Raw genomic sequence first — 16,819 nt, 5'->3', positions numbered from 1 at the left:
ATCACCTCATTGAACAAATTCCATTTGTTGTGCATAGCTTACAAGATCCTCAATCGTTAACTCTGGATTTTCGCCAACGATACTATACTGGTAGCCGTTTTCTTGCCAAGCAATCGAGCGGAAATTTTTATCATCCATAACCGTTCCTTTTTGTCCTCGAATATCCATCTCTTTTTCATTTAAGATGGGACCAATTTCACTCATACTCTCATCCGCTTTAAAAATAGTGATGAAAAAAGCTGGCTGCCCATCTAATCCAAAGTCAAAGGAATATTCTGGTCGATCCTCTAATCCTTTAACCATTGAAATTTTATCTATAGAAAGGCCATTTTCTTGCATAACCATTAAAAACTTTTCTAGTTGTTGCTTTGCTTCGTCCAATGAAATTAATTCTGAAGTATCTTCACCGCTAATTTCTTGGATCGTTACATCCTCTGGTAGATCAAGTATAAATTGTTGATCATCTATTTTTTCATCAACAATTATTTTTGAGTATTCAGTGATTATTTGATTACCTGCATTATCTGACTTCATTTTTAACATCAGCCATGTTTTTTTGTCAATCCATGCTTCTATATCCCCAAATAGTGATTCGGTTTTTTTAGTTTTTGCGACAATTTTATATGTGTCTCTCCCAGCGACCTTCTCTTCGCCTGCTATCTTAATCTCATGAGTATCTTTCACCAAATTAAAAACAAGCTGTACCTCTTCCCTAGGCGATCGTAGCCCGTCAAGTTCGCCTTGTGGATACGCCATTTTAAAAGCTGTATTTTCCGTGACATCATAGCTTATCAGCTCAGAGTCAGTTTTGACCGTGATGACATGTTCATCATTGTCACCTTTCATTTCTATACGTCTATACTTATCCTTGACCCATTCTTTTACCTGAGCTTTGCCACCTAGCTCTCCCATATCTAACGTATATTCGCCATAGTAGGTAAGCGGTTGCTTCGATTCTTGGAGCGTCTGCTCAATAATTTCCTGGGGTGAATACGATGCCTCGGTATTACAGCCTACTAAACTAAATGTCATGACAGCGATTAAGCCTGCTGCTCGGCATGAATTTTTCCAACTCATAGTTCGTCTACTCCTTTATTAGGTGGGAGCCAGCAGACAACAGCTGTTCCAATATTCTCACTAGAAAGCAGCTCTACTGTACCACCATGTTTTTCAATAATTTGTTTCGTAATATTTAAGCCAAGTCCCGTGCCCCGTTCTCCAGCCTTTGATCTTGCATGATCCGCTTGATACATGGGCTCGAATAACTTTACAATGTCCTTTTGTGGCAAGCCCTGCCCGCTATTTTGCACGATCATATACATACCCTCTTGCTTCGTTAGGGCTGGCTTCAGGAAATCAAACCCCCATTCCGGAAAACTTCCAGCTTTAACCGCCGCTAAACCAATAGATGTGCCGATCTCACCATAGCGCCATGCATTGCTCAATAAGTTATCAATCACACGCTGAAATTGTTTAGGATGCACAGCATACAGCCCATCTACATCACAGAATACATCTAATGTAAAACCTTGTTCCTCACATAACGGTTCATAGTCCGACAAAGCCATCTCAAAAAACTCTTCCCCATCAACGTCTACCAGCTCTAATTCATAGCTCGTTGATTGGAGTAATGTAAACATCAATAAATCTTCTAGCATATGCTTCATTCGATCGGCCTTCGTGATGATGACCTGCTGATATTCTTCTTGCTGCTGTTGTGATAAGTCATTGTTTAGTAAGGATTCCGCATAGGCTTGAATAGCGGTAAGAGGCGTTTTTAAATCGTGGGAGATACTTGCAATCATCATCTCTTTTTGCTGTTGTTCTACTTTTAAGGAAACCCGGGTATTTTCAATTTCATGTTGCATCGCCACAAATGTTTGGGCGAGTGAACCAATCTCATCTTTTCTTGTACTTAAATTGGATTCTATATGCTCACCTTTGGCAAAATTTCGCATTTGATGCATCAGTTCTCGTAATGGTCGATTAAGTTTCCGATTAAGCAACAAAATGACCCCTATATAAATCACTAAAAATAGCAAGATAGAGCCTATAATGACAAGCCATGAACGCTTCTCTACACCTTTTACCCAATCAGTTCTTATTAATTGAATTTCATAGATGCCCAACAAGTCCCCATTGTGATATACTGGCTCCTTGTAGGTAAAGGCGTTGTATGATTGTTGTAAATCATATAAACCTTTAAATATACGCTCTTTCCATACATAGCCTGATTGTAAAGGGTTTGAGGAATATAAGACAAAACCTGACTTGGTGTAAAGTGTAATCGCCAATTGCCCATTGGTCAGCTCTTCTATCTCTTCTAAATTTGCATTTTTTTGATATAGTGCTGGATTGTCAACGATCGCTTTTACCTGATTTAGCTCTGTCCACTTGTCAAAGTATTCCGCAACATTTTTATCTTGATAATAAGCATTTATCCACACATATAGACTATAAGCACCAGATATAGGCAACACCATGACAATAAAAAAAGTGATAAGTAACCAAGATTTAATTTTCATAACGGTTCACCAATAAAACGATAACCCCTGCCCCACACAGTTTGAATAAAATATGGATGTCTCACCGAATCATTAAGCTTCTCTCTTAGTGCCTTTATATGTACTGTGACAGTATGAGTGTCCTCTAAAGTTGCTTGCTGCCAAATATACTGATACAGTTCCTTCTTCGTAAAGGTTTGGCTCGGATTTTTTGCGAGTAGCTTGACAAGAGCAAATTCCTTTTGAGTTAATGCTATTTCTTGCTGGTTAATGCTCACTATTTCTCGTTGCCAATCAATGATTAATCCATTTGCATAGGCAGTTTGCTCTTCTACTTCTTCTTGCTTGTTATAGCGTCTCCAGCGTCTAAGATGCGATGCCACACGAGCCTTTAATTCCTCTAAACTAAACGGTTTTGCGATATAATCATCCGCTCCTTGTAAGCCCTCCACCTTATCCGCTTCTTCCTTACGAGCACTCATCATAAGGATGGGGACATCGCTTTCCCAACGTATATTTTGACAAACCGTGAGACCATCCATTTCTGGTAGCATCCAATCCACCAACACTAAATCAAATGGTTGCTCCTGAAAATCTGCCAGCCCTTCAAGACCCGTAGTGGCCCATGTTACAAGATAGCCCTCTTGCTCCATTGTATCTTTGACAATGCGACCAATAGCTGCATCATCCTCAATCAGTAATAACTTGACCTTCATCCATTCTCCTCCTGCACTAACCTTACTACGGAAAAAACGATTTTCTCCGAACTTTACACTTTCTTTATATTTAACATAGAACGAATCCCCATTTTGCACAAATGATTGGGGTTTTCCATTTCTTCTCTGAGGAATTATCCGTTACTTTGGCCGCGCTATCCGTCTCTTTGCCCTCGCTATCCGTCTCTTTGCTCGTTCTATCCGTCACTCCGCCCCACTTCATCCCAAACAAAAAAAGAATGCACAGTGATTGTGCATTCTTCGGATTGAACTAGAAAAATAAACTTAAAAAATAGTAAATTAATGCTGCCATTACTGCTGAGATTGGCATAGTGATGACCCATGTTGTGACGATTTTACGGGCCATTCCCCATTTAACGCCTTTGACACGGTGTGCTGTTCCTACACCCATGATAGAAGAAGAAATAACATGTGTTGTGGATACTGGTAAGTGAATTAATGTCGCGCCAAAGATGATAGAAGCCGAAGCTAAGTCAGCTGCAACTCCATTCACTGGGCGAATTTTCATGATTTTGCCACCCACTGTTTTGATGATTTTATAACCACCTACAGAGGTACCTAGACCCATTGCTGTTGCTGCTGCAAAACGTACCCAGAAAGGAATATCGTCGCCTGTGTGTAATCCACCTGCGATTAAAGCGAGTGTGATAATACCCATCGCTTTTTGGGCATCGTTCGTTCCGTGTGTAAATGATTGTAAGGCCGCTGTTCCGATTTGCATGGTACGGAAGCCTTTATTTGTACGGTATAAATTCATATCTTTAAAGATGACCTTTAATATGGTCATCATTAGGAAACCAGCGGCGAACGCTAGTAGAGGTGAGAAAATCAGTGCTTGTAAGATTTTTATAAATCCAGCATAGTTTAGAATACTGAATCCAGCTGCTGCAATCGCGGCACCTGCTACAGACCCAATTAATGTATGGGAAGAACTTGATGGAATTCCAAAATACCACGTAAGTAAATTCCATGTAATGGCAGATAATAGAGCTGCTAATATAACAACAGAACCTGTGATATCGCCATCATAGGCATTTAAGGTAAACGGGTCCACAATATCTTTTGTTAAAGCTTTGGCTACCCCAACAAATGTAATAGCTCCGACGAAGTTCATAACCGCAGCCATGTAAACCGCTGTACGTGGTTTTAATGCACGGGTTGATACAGACGTTGCAATAGCGTTCGCTGTATCATGGAAGCCGTTTATAAAGTCGAACACTAATGCGAATATAACGACTAATATGGTAATTAGTAAGATTGTATCCATTTGTTACACTCCATCTTATGCGTTACGCATAATTATTGTTTCAATTGTGTTTGCCACTGTTTGGCAGCTATCAGCAATATCCTCGAATTGCTCATAAATATCCTTGAAAACAATGAGGCGCATTGGATCTTTTTCTTGAATAAATAACTGTTTCATAGAGGAACGGAAGATTTCATCACATTCACGTTCATTATCTTTAATTTGAATCGCATGTTTACGCATCTCTACAAGCTTTTTATTATTTAATAGCTCCATGGCTTGTACCATCTCATCAGTGCTCTTCGCAATATATGTTAGGAATTGACGCATTGGCTCCGTTACTTCTGTTAAATTGTACATATTGAAGTGGGCAATACAGCCTTCCATTCCATCAATTACATCGTCTAATTTATTGGCTAAAGCTAAAATATCTTCTCGCTCGATTGGTGTCATAAATGATTTATTAAGCATTACGATAAGCTCATGAATTAATTTATCACCGCTTGTTTCATAATCTTTCATTGTATCGGCAATTTCTTTTAACGCATCTATATCTTGAATATGGGCATTATGAGCATAATAAATTCCCTCATTCACATTTTTAGCGATTTTTAATAATGACTGAAAAAATGGATCTTGCTTGTTTGAGTTGAACATCTTGTTCCTCCTGTAAAATAAAAATTATCAATTTCTGAATCATCATAACAAAACATTTACACAATTCTACAAAATTTTAAACACTTCTATGTTGATTTTACAAAACTGTAATATAAAATTTGCCACATTTATTTTTAGGCTGGTTTCCAAGTTGAAAACGTTGGAAATCAAATAATAAAAATCACTATTTTTTCTTTAAATATGACCGTTTTTTCTGTTATTTTTATAAAAATACTTGAAATAATCTTTTTTCTCCCTATTTATTTACCACATGAAATGTTAAGGAATTGTAAACGTTATTTACATTCGAAATAAGTATATCCTCTGCTATTTTTTACCTATAGATGTCGAAACATGTCACCTTTCCTATTTGTTATGCTCGTCCTTGTTCCTGCTTATACATAAAAGTAAGGACACCAACCTAAGAGCATTGACTTGAAGGAATTCTGCAATTTTCTGTCAATTGACAAAAAATATTAGCGTGCTATAATACTTTTGGGCTTCACCGCATTGAAGCGAAGAAGTATTTATTAGGAGGTTTCATATGTTTCGAATAGAAGCTAAAAGCAACCCTCGATTTATGGAGGCAAGCTTCGTTATACTTTTAATTATTGCCACAATGTCTTTTAGTATTGGGTATTTAAAAGCAACACCCCATATTCCGATTTTTTTAGTTATTTCTTTTTTACTAGCCTATGGATTACTAAAAAAAGTCCCCTTTCGCGATTTAGAGGGTGGAATGATTGCGGGTGCTAGTGCTGGATTGGGCGCTGTTTTCATCTTTTTCTTTATTGGTATTTTAATTTCGAGCTGGATTATGGGTGGAACAATCCCTACGCTCATCTATTATGGTTTTTTAACTGTTTCACCAAACTTTTTCTTTGCCATTGTTTTTTTAATTTGTAGCATCGTTGGTATTTCTGTTGGTAGTTCGTTAACAACAGTAGCAACTGTCGGTGTGGCATTTATGGGTATCGCAGGTGCCATGGACATTTCATTAACCATAACAGCTGGTGCAATTGTTTCTGGTGCTTTTTTTGGTGATAAAATGTCACCATTATCCGATACAACCAATCTTGCCTCAGGAACAGTCGGTGTAGATTTATTTGAACATATTAAAAATATGGGCTGGACAACAATCCCTGCTTTCCTGATCTCATTCGTACTATACGCTATTTTATCGCCAACAGGCGAAGCAACATCTTTTGACACGGTGGAGCAATTTAAAGAAGGATTATTAACTACAGGACTTATTCATTGGTATACATTATTACCAATTGTCGTCCTCGTTATGATGACTTTTTATAAAGCTCCTGCCGTTATTACATTAGCCGTTGTTTCTATTCTCGGTGTAGGTCTATCTTATACACTAGATCCCCTACCAGCTTCAGACGTCTTCAAAGTTTTATTTGATGGCTATGTCTCTCACTCTGGTAATAAGGAAGTAGATGCCTTACTGACACGCGGGGGCATGAATAGTATGCTAGCTACAATTGCTCTTGTCTTACTGGCCTTAACAATGGGTGGTCTTTTGTTCACACTTGGTATTATACAAAGTATTTTAGCTAAGGTTGAAAGCTTATTTAAAAGTGCTGGTTCCGTTATTACAGGCGCCGCTCTTACCGGCATTGGAGTTAATACATTAATCGGTGAGCAGTATTTATCTATCCTGTTAACAGGTGAAGCATTTAAAGCTCAATTTGCGAAGGTTGGGCTAGCACCTAAAAACTTATCTCGTGTCATGGAGGATGCTGGAACGGTTGTCAATCCACTTGTACCTTGGAGTGTTTGTGGTATTTTCATCACAAGTGTCCTTGGAATTTCCACACTGGATTACCTACCATTCACCTTCTTCTGTTTACTTGGGCCAATTCTAACTGTACTTTTTGGTTGGAGCGGCAAAACATTAACTAAGCTTGAGCAATAATAAAAGGTAGCTGATTGTTGATCAGCTACCTTTTCTATGTTTCAAAAAGTTTCTATTCTACCTTCACTTGTCCCATCATGCCATTATCTTCATGCTCTAGTAAATGACAATGGAACATATAGATACCCTTATCTAGAAACTTCACTGCCAATTTAACTGTTTCATCTGGTTCAATGGACACCGTATCTTTCCAGCCCTGTTCATTAAGCGGTGGCGCCTGACCATTAATGGATACAATTTTAAATTGCGTACCGTGTAAATGAAACGGATGAGTCATGCCGCCCATCATATCGGGTTTATTGTAAATTTCCCAAATTTCTGTCACTCCCTGTTGTTGTACAAAATCAATTCTAGTACGATCAAATTGCTTGCCATTAATCGTTACCATCGTCCCCATACCAAATAGCTCTAAACGTTTAGATACAGGTAATTGTTGTTCTTCACTAGTTGTAGAGAATTGATTAAATACATCCTGCATCTTCTGTGGAGTAGTGCGTTCATTTGTGATCGTAAACGGTAACAGGACTACACCTTCTTCATTTATCAATGATAAATCAATGGAAGTACTTAGCTTGGAAAAATCGATGATAATTTCAGCACGTTCACCTGGTGTTAAGGTCAGTTTATTTAGTGGAACAGGGCTATTTAGAAATCCTCCATCTGTGGCGATTTGTTGAAATTCCTCATTCGTACTTAGCATAAAGGTGAAATTCCGGGCATTGGAGCCGTTCACCAATCGAAGGCGAACAGGCTCTCGGCGTACATGGAGCTTCGGATTGAGTGTACCATTAATAAGCAATGTATCACCAATTGTCCCATCATTATTTTTGAACTGTTGATAATTTAATTGTTGTTGATCATCAAATTGGCGGTCCTGAAAAATTAACGGAATATCATTTACGCCATATTGTTGAGGTAATCCTAAACGCTGTGAATTTTCATCCTCCACATAAATGAGCCCAGCTAGTCCTTTATATACCTGCTCAGCCGTTTGTCCTTCTGGATGAGGGTGAAACCACAAAGTAGCTGCTTGCTGGCGGATAGGAAAAGTTAGCTTCTTCGATTGACCAGGCTCTATTTGTTCATGTGGGCCACCATCCCCCTCACCCGGTATTTCTAAACCATGCCAATGGAATGTTGTCTCTTTACTCATTTCATTCGTAGTTGTAAATTGTACAGTTTGTCCCGATTGGATTCGAATCACTGGCCCTAAAAAGGAACCATTATAGCCATAGGTCTCTGTTTGGACACCTTGATAAAACTCTGTTGTCCCTTCTTGTGCCACAATTGAATAGTGAGCTGGATTTTTTCCATCTGGTTCTAGTAATGGAGGTATAGCCAGCTCATTTTCTCCTGTAGAGGGAGCAAGCTGTAAAGGATTTGTATGACTCATATGACCATTTGTCATATCCATTCCTTCATGAGCGTTGTTCATTGATTTAGTCGAAACATGGTCTTCTGTTTTACTAGCACTACACCCGCCTATAAGTACAATCAATACTGTCAGTAATGAAAACCGCATTTTAGATTTCATCTATTTTCCTCCTTTTGTTACGACAAAAGTACTGTAACAAAGAAGTATGGAGAAATAATGAAGAGCGTTAAAATCCTGAAAAACCATCGAACAATGGACTTAGCCAAATGATGATTACTGTTAAACCGTCGAAAAATAAAACAATTCCTAGCACAATCATGAAATAGCCACCCACTTTTGTGATCGTTTGACTATATTTTCGTATCCATGCGAGTTTCGTGACAAATTGTGATAGCAGGAAAAACGGTATGGCAAACCCTAAAACATAGGCTACCATATAAAACATGCCCATCCCTGGATGTTGAGAAGCCATCATAAAAACTGCCCCAGTAATCGGACCTGTGCAAGGGGTCCATCCCGCTGCAAAGGCAAGCCCAATGAAAAAGGAGCCTAAATAGCCTGTAGGACGATTTTTAAAGGAAAGACGTTTTTCTTGCATTAAAAACTTCGGAGATAGAGCCCCTATAATCATTAAACCAAAGAGAACAATTAAAATAGCTCCAACCTGTCGCAATACATCTTGGTACTGGAAGAAAAACCATCCGACAACAGATGAGCTATATCCTAAGAAAATAAAAATCACCGAAAATCCAATTAAAAAGAACAGTGTATGCAACATACCCATCGTTCTTAATTTTTTATTGTCACCCTGAAGCTCATCCATTGACATCCCTGTAATATAAGAAATAAAAGCAGGATAGAGCGGTAAGGTGCATGGCGAAATAAAGTTTAGAAACCCTGCACCAAAGGCTAATAAAAGATTAATATCTGAATTCATTTTGAGCGCTCCTTACATCTTTCATGTTAAGTGATTCCCCAATATGTAATAGTGTCCACTATACCTAATAATAGTAATAATATGCCTGCCACTTTTTGAATAACTCTCCCCATCTTCATGCTTGTTCGTAAAATGAGTCGCTTCGCATCGAACAGATAAATGAAAAGCAGCATGATGAGTAATGGTATAGAAGTGGCAACCCCAAAAATACTAGGTAAGATAAACCCATAGGTTGTGTTAGTTACGATGGGCATTAGCCATACAAAAAATAGGACAAACATGGTCGGACAAAAGGCAATAGAGAAGCTAGCGCCCATTAAAAAGGAGCCTAGTTTGCCCCCTTTCATAACAGGAGGAATAAGCGTCGACAGACGATTTAAAAATTTCAGCTTCAATAAACCTAATAAAACGAGCCCTGTCATCAGCATAATTGGTCCAATGGCCTGACGGAAAATGGGAAAATACAATGTCATTTTAGTTTCAAACGATTGTCCAAATAACCACGCAAAAAGCCCAAGTCCACTAAAAACAACTATTTTGCCAAGAATAAAAAACAGTATCTCCTGCCAATTATTTTTCATTTGCAGCGTTTTATTCCCATAAAATGTAATAGCACTCATATTGCCGGTTATTTGGCATGGAGCTAGTGCCCCTATGAGACCTAATAGCAGTGCCATAGCCCATGCTGAATGCTCATAGGCATTTAAAAATTGATTAATCGGCTCACTTAGAAACTGACTAATAGCTGACAAAAAACTATACAATTTAAACACCTTCAATCTGTTCATCATTTCAGCTTTACAAACTAGCCAAAACTAGTATAAAGGTTAAATATGAATAAATGATGCAGAAATCGATTCTCCTGCTTTTAGAAGACGATGATGTGATCAAAGTTTGTCTTTTTGTTGGTAGAGGCATTAATACGAATCTACACATAGAAAGCGGTTCGTTCCGTTTGGGGTACTGCATCCCCTTTTGGATTTTCAATTAGTATGGTGAAAAATTTACGAGTCTTGAAACCTTTTTTCAAACTGTGCGTATGTATAGCTAACAATGTCCGTAGGAGGAATGTAGAATGTCTTTTTTTCATAAAGCACTAGCAAGTTTTGGCATAGGTTCAGCAACAGTTGATACAAGGTTGGAAAAGGATACTTATCGAGCTGGGGAAGTCATGCGAGGGGAAATCATCGTGCGTGGCGGCCAAGTTGAACAACAAGTGGATTCCATCTATTTGTCCATTAATACGACATATGTACGAGAGTCAAATGATCATAAACATACAGAGGTGGCCACTCTACAAAAAGTAAAAGTGACAGAGCCTTTTACACTAGCTGCTAGTGAAGAGAAGGTCATTCCCATTTCGTTGACACTGCCATTTGAAACACCGATTAGTGCAGGCAAAACGCAAGTATGGATTCAAACTGGACTCGATATTAAAAACGCAGTTGACCCAAGTGACAAAGATTATATTCGTGTCGAGCCAACAAGCCTTGCAGCGCAAATACTTGATGCTATAGGTCGATTAGGTTTTCGTTTACGAGAAGCAGAATGTGAGCAAGCCCCAGCTCGCTTCCGTGGGTATTATCCATTTGTACAGGAGTTTGAATTTGTACCAACAGGTTCCTATAGAGGCCATTTAGATGAACTTGAAATGGTCTTCCTGTCCCAGTCCAATCATTCAGCAGAAATTCTTTTACAAATTGACCGCAAAGTAAGAGGCATTGGGAGCTTCTTCGCAGAGGCTTTAGAGATGGATGAAAGCTACGTTCGAACAACAATTACGCTGCACGATTTACCAACGCTCCCAGAAAAATTCCAACAAATTATTTCAAAGCATATATAATTTCACTAAAAAGTAGTTGAAGAGCACTTCAACTACTTTAGTTTTTCTCCTAGCTCCATTTATGAAGGTGAGGCTTTATTGTATGGGAATAAAAGCGGTATTATTTGATTTAGATGGAACTTTGTTAAATAGAGATGAATCTGTAAAATTTTTTATAGAGTCGCAATATGAGCGACTAGGTATGACATTGAATCATATTCCAAAAGAAAGCTATGTGTCTCGTTTCATTCAACTAGATAAGCGAGGATATGTTTGGAAGGATAAAGTCTATCAGCAATTAGTGCAGGAATTTAATATAGTAGCTCTCACTTGGGAGGAGCTTCTTCTAGATTACATCAATGAATTCAAAAATTATTGTGTCGGCTTCCCAAATCTAATTAGCTATTAGAACAATTGAAAACGGATAAAAATCTTCTAGGAATCATTACGAATGGTTATGGTCATTTTCAAATGGACAATATTAAAGCTTTAGCCATTGAGAAATATTTTGATGTGATTTTAGTTTCTGAATGGGAGAATATTAAAAAGCCTGATCCCCAACTATTTATGAGAGCTTTAGACAAGCTACAGGTTTCTCCTCATGACAGCATTTTTTTAGGAGATCACCCTGAAAATGATGTGAAGGGTGCTCAAGCTGTTGGCATGAAAGGTATTTGGAAAAAGGATGCTCCATGGGATCATGTTGAGGCAGATGCCATCATTGATGATTTGTCAGAATTACCTTCCATCATCGACTATTTAAACAACAAACAATAAAATGATAGGCAATGGCCAACGAGAAATAGACTATCGGTGGCTTTTGTTATTTTCGTTCTTCGTTCTATTTCATTAACAACAAAAAAGACTGTAGATAACTCAACATTTTTTGAGTTCATCTACAGCCTGAACCACCCTCTAGATGGTTTTGAGCATAAAGTTATTTTACTGCTTGCTTTACTTTTTCCATTACTTCTTCAGCTGTTGCACATTGTAATGCCTCAGCGGCTAAAGCTTGCATGTCCTTTACAGACAAGCGCTTCAATAAAGAACGTGTTTTCAAAATGGATGTTGCGCTCATTGAAAATTCATCTAAGCCTAAGCCAAGCAATAAAGGTACTGCTAGCTCGTCGCCTGCCATCTCTCCGCACATCCCTACCCATTTCTGTTCTTGATGGGCGGCATGGATAACCATTTGAACCAAGCGTAAAATAGCTGGATTATACGGCTGATATAAATAAGATACTTTTTCATTCATACGATCTGCAGCCATTGTATATTGAATTAAATCATTTGTTCCAATGGAGAAAAAGTCCACTTCCTTGGCAAAAACATCAGCCATCACTGCTGTAGCAGGAATTTCCACCATCATGCCTATTTCAATGTGAGCACTAACGTCCTTCCCTGCTGCTACTAGCTGTTCTTGCTCCTCTAATAAAATCGCTTTAGCCTCACGGAACTCTTGAATAGTCGCAATCATTGGGAACATAATTTTTAGGTTGCCATAAACAGATGCTCGCAGTAAAGCGCGTAATTGTGTACGGAATAATTCCTGTTGCTCTAAGCATAGACGAATGGCGCGATGACCAAGGAATGGATTCATTTCTTCCTGTAGTGGTAAATACGGTAAGTGTTTGTCTCCACCAATATCTAGTGTACGAATAACCACAGGCTTACCTTGCATTCCTTCAAGAACCGTCTTATACGCTGTAAATTGCTCTTCCTCAGATGGCAGGTTTTCTCGGCCCATATATAAAAACTCTGTTCGATATAAGCCAATTCCTTCAGCCCCGTGACGCAACACGCCCTCCAAATCGCCTGGAGAGCCGATATTAGCGGCTAGCTCTACATGGACACCGTCTTGAGATACCGTTTGTTCGTTTACTAAAGTAGACCATTCTGCTTGTTGAGTATGATAGCTTTGTGCTTTTTCTTGATAGCTGGCAATCACATCTGCCGTCGGATTGATCAGCACTTGACCTGATAAACCATCCACGATTAACAAATCTCCATCTTGAATAGTCGTCGTTGCTGCTCCAGTTCCGACTACTGCAGGAATCTCTAACGAACGGGCCATAATCGCTGAATGAGAGGTACGGCCTCCAATATCAGTAATAAAGCCAAGAACAAAATTACGATCCAATTGAGCCGTCTCTGAAGGAGTCAAATCATTGGCTACAATAATCACCTGTTCACTAATATTACTTGGGTTTGGAATATGTACACCGAGTAAATGTGCTAAAATGCGGTTTGTCACATCTTTAATATCGGATGCACGTGCACTCATGTATTCATCATCCATACTTTCAAACAATGCCACAAACATTGATGAAACTTCATGTAAGGCAAACTCTGCATTGACCCCTTCGTCAGCTACTTTTTGATGAATAGGCCCAATTAATTCTGGGTCATTTACCACTAATAAATGCGCGTCAAAAATGGCTGCTTCCTCGGCACTGAATTTTTTTAATGTTTGCTGTTTAATCGCCACTAGCTCCTGCTCTGTTTTGGCAAGGGCAGCAGCTATACGTGACTGCTCCGCCTGAACATCTTGAACCTTTGTTTGGCTAAATGTTAAATCCGGTTGTACAAAACGATACGCTTTAGCAATGGCAATGCCGTCTGAAGCGGCAATACCAGTGAAATGTGTCATTGTGCAAGCCCCATTTCTGTCATTAATGTTGCTAATGCCTCAAATGCTTGCTCTTCATCTTCCCCCTCTACATAAAGTGTAAATTGAGAACCTTGCTTTAATGCTAATCCCATTACGCCAAGAATAGATTTTAAATTTGCTGCTTTTTCTTCCGTACGCACTTCGATAGCGGAAGTGAATGGCGTAGCCTTTGCCACAAGCTGGCTCGCTGGACGTGCATGAATTCCTAAAGGATCGATTACTGTAAATTGTTGTGTTTTCATTATTTATTCTCCTCTACTTGTAAGTCTGTTAAGATGATGACATTTGGATGTTTGGATAAAACACTTGCTGGAATTTCCTCTGTATAATCAGAGGCCAGCACACGTTCTAACACCTCACGCTTAGTTTCTCCCACTGCTAATAACAAAATGCATTTTGCGCGCATAATAGATTGAATCCCCATAGTGAACGCTTGCGTGGGCACTTCATCAATCGAAGAAAAGAAGCGAGCATTGGCTTGACGAGTCGATTCCTCCAATGTCACAAGATGTGTCAAGGATTCAAATGGTGTACCGGGTTCATTGAAACCAATATGGCCATTTTGTCCGATACCAAGCAATTGAAAGTCTAAGGAATGTTGTTGTAATAGGGCTTCATAGCGAGCAGCTTCCTCTATAGGATCAGCTGCTAAGCCATTTGGTAAATAAGATGCCTGAAATGGTTTTTCTTGAAATAAATGCTGATGCATATAATAGGCATAGCTTTGCTCATGATTGGCCTCAAGCCCTACATATTCATCCAAATTAAAGCTGATGCAATTTGAAAAATCAATATCCGTTTTACAGATTTTAGCATACAACGGTTCCATCGTTCCACCAGTAGCTAGCCCGAACGTAGTGGACCCATTATTTTTAGCCTCTGCTATGATGGCTACTGCTCGTGCATATAAATCTTCTTTTGAATCAAATCTTTCTATGTTCACCACATATCCTCCTTTTCCTAAAGCCTTAAAAATGAATGCGCTGACCATATTGATCAATAAGCTCATCATTATTGGTGTTACCTAAGTTACTGCTAGCAAACACTGGTAAGCTGGCGCCTTGTTCATGTAGAACTTCAATGATTTGGGCGAATAGAGCATTTAATAGCGCTGCACCTAACACTGTAGATACAGGTCCATATTGCAACTCATCAACTGTTAAAACCCCATCCCCTAATGGGACATGCGTATTTAGAACGTCATCTACGATATTCTCTAAACGTTTGCCTGAAGGGTGGCGTGATGGCTGATGTTGATAGGCCAATGATTGCAGTGAGATTGTATGCGCACCTGCTTCTTTTGCGTAGATCGCCATATCAATAGGCACTGGATTGTTGGCAGATGTTGAAATAATGATACAAACATCTTTGTCATCAAACTGTAGCTGATCCTTATAGGAGGCTAAAAATGCTTGCTTCTTTTCATTTTGTGAAGATTGCCGTGCTCCTTGATGTAGCATTAAGGATTCAATGTGAATCGGTTTGACAGGGACTAAGCCACCAGCCCTGAAATAACATTCTTGTGCTAATAACATGGAATGGCCTGAACCGAATAACTGGATAATGCCTCCCTGTAAGAGTCGTTTGACGATTAACTGAGCTACATGGTTAATTTGTTCATTTTCTTGTTGTGCCACCATTGTTAAATAGCGATTGACTTGTTGAAAATAGGTATTCATGATCTATCACCTTTTCATTTCAAACGTTTCTTACAAATTGTTCGCATGCATACTGATTTGGCCAGCTTTAATCGTTTGATGTAGCAGTAAATGTTCATCCACAATCACTGCATCCGCATCATATCCTTCTATAAGCTGTCCTTTGTTCGTTAATTTTAATTGCTGGGCAGCATTATAGCTGGACATTTTCACAAGCTCCTCCAATGTACAATTGGTAATCTGACGCATATTTCGTACAGCTTGATCCATTGTTAAAATACTACCCGCCAGTGAACCATTCGATAAATGGGCTCCTGATTCTGTCACATGCACCAATTGACCACCTAAATCATATTCACCGTATGGCATACCCTTCGCTCGCATCGCATCCGTTATTAAAATAATTCCGTCTGCCCCCTTCAAGCGATAAGCCATTTCCACAGCTCCTTCATGCATATGAATAAAATCAACAATCAGTTCAGCCTTTATGGCATCTATTAGCAAAACACCACCGACCACACCAGGATCACGATGATGGAATGGACGCATTTGATTGTATAAATGTGTCCCCTGAGATGCACCTAATTGTACAGCTTCTTGCATTTGCTCAAATGTAGCATCGGAATGACCAATGGATACAATAATTCCGTTTTCAGAAAGGCTTTGGACTGCTGTCATTCCATTAGGTTCTTCAGGTGCTAGCGTAATTTGTTTAATTTTTTGACCACTTAATGCTTGCCATTTTGTCATCACTTCTACATCTGGCAGGACAATATAATCCAGTGGCTGAGCTCCTGCCCGTTGCTTCGATACAAAAGGCCCTTCAATATGAAGGCCAAGTACTTCCGCTTCATCTGACTTTGGCTGGAATTGTGCTACATTGGCGATGGCCCGTTCGATATTGTCAAAGCTTTGTGTCATCGTAGTTGCTAAAAAGCTGGTTGTACCTTCTTTTAATAGTGATTTGGCCATGATATGTAACCCTTCATCGGATGCATCCATTGTATCCATTTTGGCAGACCCGTGAATATGCATATCAATAAATCCTGGCAATAAAAACTTACCTGAACCATCTAATTGTTCAACGCCCTCCACCTCAATATGATGGGCAACCTGAGCAATTTTACCGTCCGTCATCCACACATCCATCTGTTCATCTCGACCACTCGCATTGACCACTGTGATGTTCCGAATTATTAAACTCAAGAAAAACATCTCCTCATCTTGAACAAGGGCTGTTGAAAAGGTATCCATTTGCAATATGATTGCCCATGTATTCCTCCGC

15 protein-coding genes and 1 pseudogene are annotated in these 16,819 nt (G+C 39.2%); 3 read left to right on the top strand and 13 right to left on the bottom strand.

All coding sequences use genetic code 11. From position 1 onward, the window contains the following. Positions 1–6: 6 nt before the first annotated feature. The 5 genes from MKX57_RS09005 to MKX57_RS08985 all read right to left on the bottom strand — a co-directional run bounded on the left by MKX57_RS09005 (position 7) and on the right by MKX57_RS08985 (position 5,144). On the bottom strand, positions 7–1,077 hold the full coding sequence (locus MKX57_RS09005) for a hypothetical protein (RefSeq protein WP_239354482.1): 1,071 nt from the start codon (positions 1,075–1,077) through the stop codon (positions 7–9). Further along, positions 1,074–2,525, bottom strand: a complete 1,452-nt coding sequence (locus tag MKX57_RS09000) for a HAMP domain-containing sensor histidine kinase (protein WP_090003145.1) — start codon at positions 2,523–2,525, stop codon at positions 1,074–1,076. Before MKX57_RS09000 ends, MKX57_RS09005 begins: the two co-directional genes overlap by 4 nt. Further along, positions 2,522–3,220: a response regulator transcription factor gene (locus MKX57_RS08995; RefSeq protein ID WP_043990012.1), complete on the bottom strand. Its 699-nt coding sequence runs from the start codon at positions 3,218–3,220 to the stop codon at positions 2,522–2,524. The genes MKX57_RS09000 and MKX57_RS08995 overlap by 4 nt, the downstream gene beginning before the upstream one ends. Before the next feature lie 271 nt (positions 3,221–3,491). Continuing rightward, positions 3,492–4,508 (bottom strand): inorganic phosphate transporter, encoded by a 1,017-nt coding sequence (locus tag MKX57_RS08990; RefSeq protein WP_008175807.1) that lies wholly within the window; start codon positions 4,506–4,508, stop codon positions 3,492–3,494. 15 nt (positions 4,509–4,523) lie between these two features. Further along, complete coding sequence (locus tag MKX57_RS08985) at positions 4,524–5,144, bottom strand: DUF47 family protein (RefSeq protein ID WP_008175806.1); 621 nt, start codon at positions 5,142–5,144, stop codon at positions 4,524–4,526. 544 nt (positions 5,145–5,688) lie between these two features. Here MKX57_RS08985 and nhaC point away from each other — a divergent pair. Beyond that, on the top strand, positions 5,689–7,071 hold the full coding sequence (nhaC, locus tag MKX57_RS08980) for a Na+/H+ antiporter NhaC (RefSeq protein WP_008175805.1): 1,383 nt from the start codon (positions 5,689–5,691) through the stop codon (positions 7,069–7,071). 52 nt (positions 7,072–7,123) lie between these two features. On the opposite strand, the gene MKX57_RS08975 is transcribed toward nhaC, so the two are convergent. The 3 genes from MKX57_RS08975 to MKX57_RS08965 form a co-directional block, all read right to left on the bottom strand. After that, positions 7,124–8,605: a multicopper oxidase domain-containing protein gene (locus MKX57_RS08975; protein WP_115648613.1), complete on the bottom strand. Its 1,482-nt coding sequence runs from the start codon at positions 8,603–8,605 to the stop codon at positions 7,124–7,126. Positions 8,606–8,672: 67 nt separating this feature from the next. Continuing rightward, the gene (locus MKX57_RS08970; protein ID WP_115648612.1) at positions 8,673–9,383 is read right to left on the bottom strand and encodes a cytochrome c biogenesis protein CcdA; all 711 of its coding nucleotides are present in this window, start codon (positions 9,381–9,383) and stop codon (positions 8,673–8,675) included. A 26-nt stretch (positions 9,384–9,409) separates the two neighbouring features. Beyond that, positions 9,410–10,147, bottom strand: coding sequence for a sulfite exporter TauE/SafE family protein (locus MKX57_RS08965; protein WP_090003141.1), 738 nt, complete (start codon positions 10,145–10,147; stop codon positions 9,410–9,412). A 311-nt stretch (positions 10,148–10,458) separates the two neighbouring features. On the opposite strand from MKX57_RS08965, the gene MKX57_RS08960 reads away from it, so the two are divergent. Both MKX57_RS08960 and MKX57_RS08955 read left to right on the top strand, forming a co-directional pair. Beyond that, positions 10,459–11,226 carry a sporulation protein gene (locus MKX57_RS08960; RefSeq protein WP_090003140.1) on the top strand — a complete coding sequence of 256 codons (768 nt, stop codon included), beginning with the start codon at positions 10,459–10,461 and terminating at the stop codon, positions 11,224–11,226. Between the two features lie 82 nt (positions 11,227–11,308). Then, positions 11,309–11,982 (top strand): annotated as a pseudogene (locus tag MKX57_RS08955) (HAD family hydrolase). Positions 11,983–12,142: 160 nt separating this feature from the next. Here the strand turns inward: MKX57_RS08955 and ptsP are convergent. The 5 genes from ptsP to nagA are packed head-to-tail and all read right to left on the bottom strand — an operon-like array spanning position 12,143 to position 16,740. Then, entirely contained in the window at positions 12,143–13,855 is a 1,713-nt protein-coding gene (ptsP, locus tag MKX57_RS08950) for a phosphoenolpyruvate--protein phosphotransferase (RefSeq protein ID WP_342550918.1), read from the bottom strand. Then, a complete protein-coding gene (locus MKX57_RS08945; protein ID WP_008175794.1) occupies positions 13,852–14,118 on the bottom strand; it encodes an HPr family phosphocarrier protein in 267 nt (88 codons plus the stop codon). The genes ptsP and MKX57_RS08945 overlap by 4 nt, the downstream gene beginning before the upstream one ends. Then, positions 14,118–14,819: a glucosamine-6-phosphate deaminase gene (locus tag MKX57_RS08940; protein WP_115648609.1), complete on the bottom strand. Its 702-nt coding sequence runs from the start codon at positions 14,817–14,819 to the stop codon at positions 14,118–14,120. Before MKX57_RS08940 ends, MKX57_RS08945 begins: the two co-directional genes overlap by 1 nt. Positions 14,820–14,844: 25 nt before the next feature. Next, a complete protein-coding gene (locus MKX57_RS08935; protein WP_008175792.1) occupies positions 14,845–15,555 on the bottom strand; it encodes an SIS domain-containing protein in 711 nt (236 codons plus the stop codon). Positions 15,556–15,585: 30 nt separating this feature from the next. After that, positions 15,586–16,740, bottom strand: coding sequence for an N-acetylglucosamine-6-phosphate deacetylase (gene nagA / locus MKX57_RS08930; RefSeq protein ID WP_089985166.1), 1,155 nt, complete (start codon positions 16,738–16,740; stop codon positions 15,586–15,588). Positions 16,741–16,819 lie beyond the last annotated feature (79 nt).

The sequence above is a fragment of the Lysinibacillus sp. FSL M8-0216 genome, from assembly GCF_038595555.1.
Classification (GTDB): Bacteria; Bacillota; Bacilli; order Bacillales_A; family Planococcaceae; genus Lysinibacillus; species Lysinibacillus fusiformis.
This window is presented reverse-complemented; position numbering and strand designations above follow the sequence as displayed.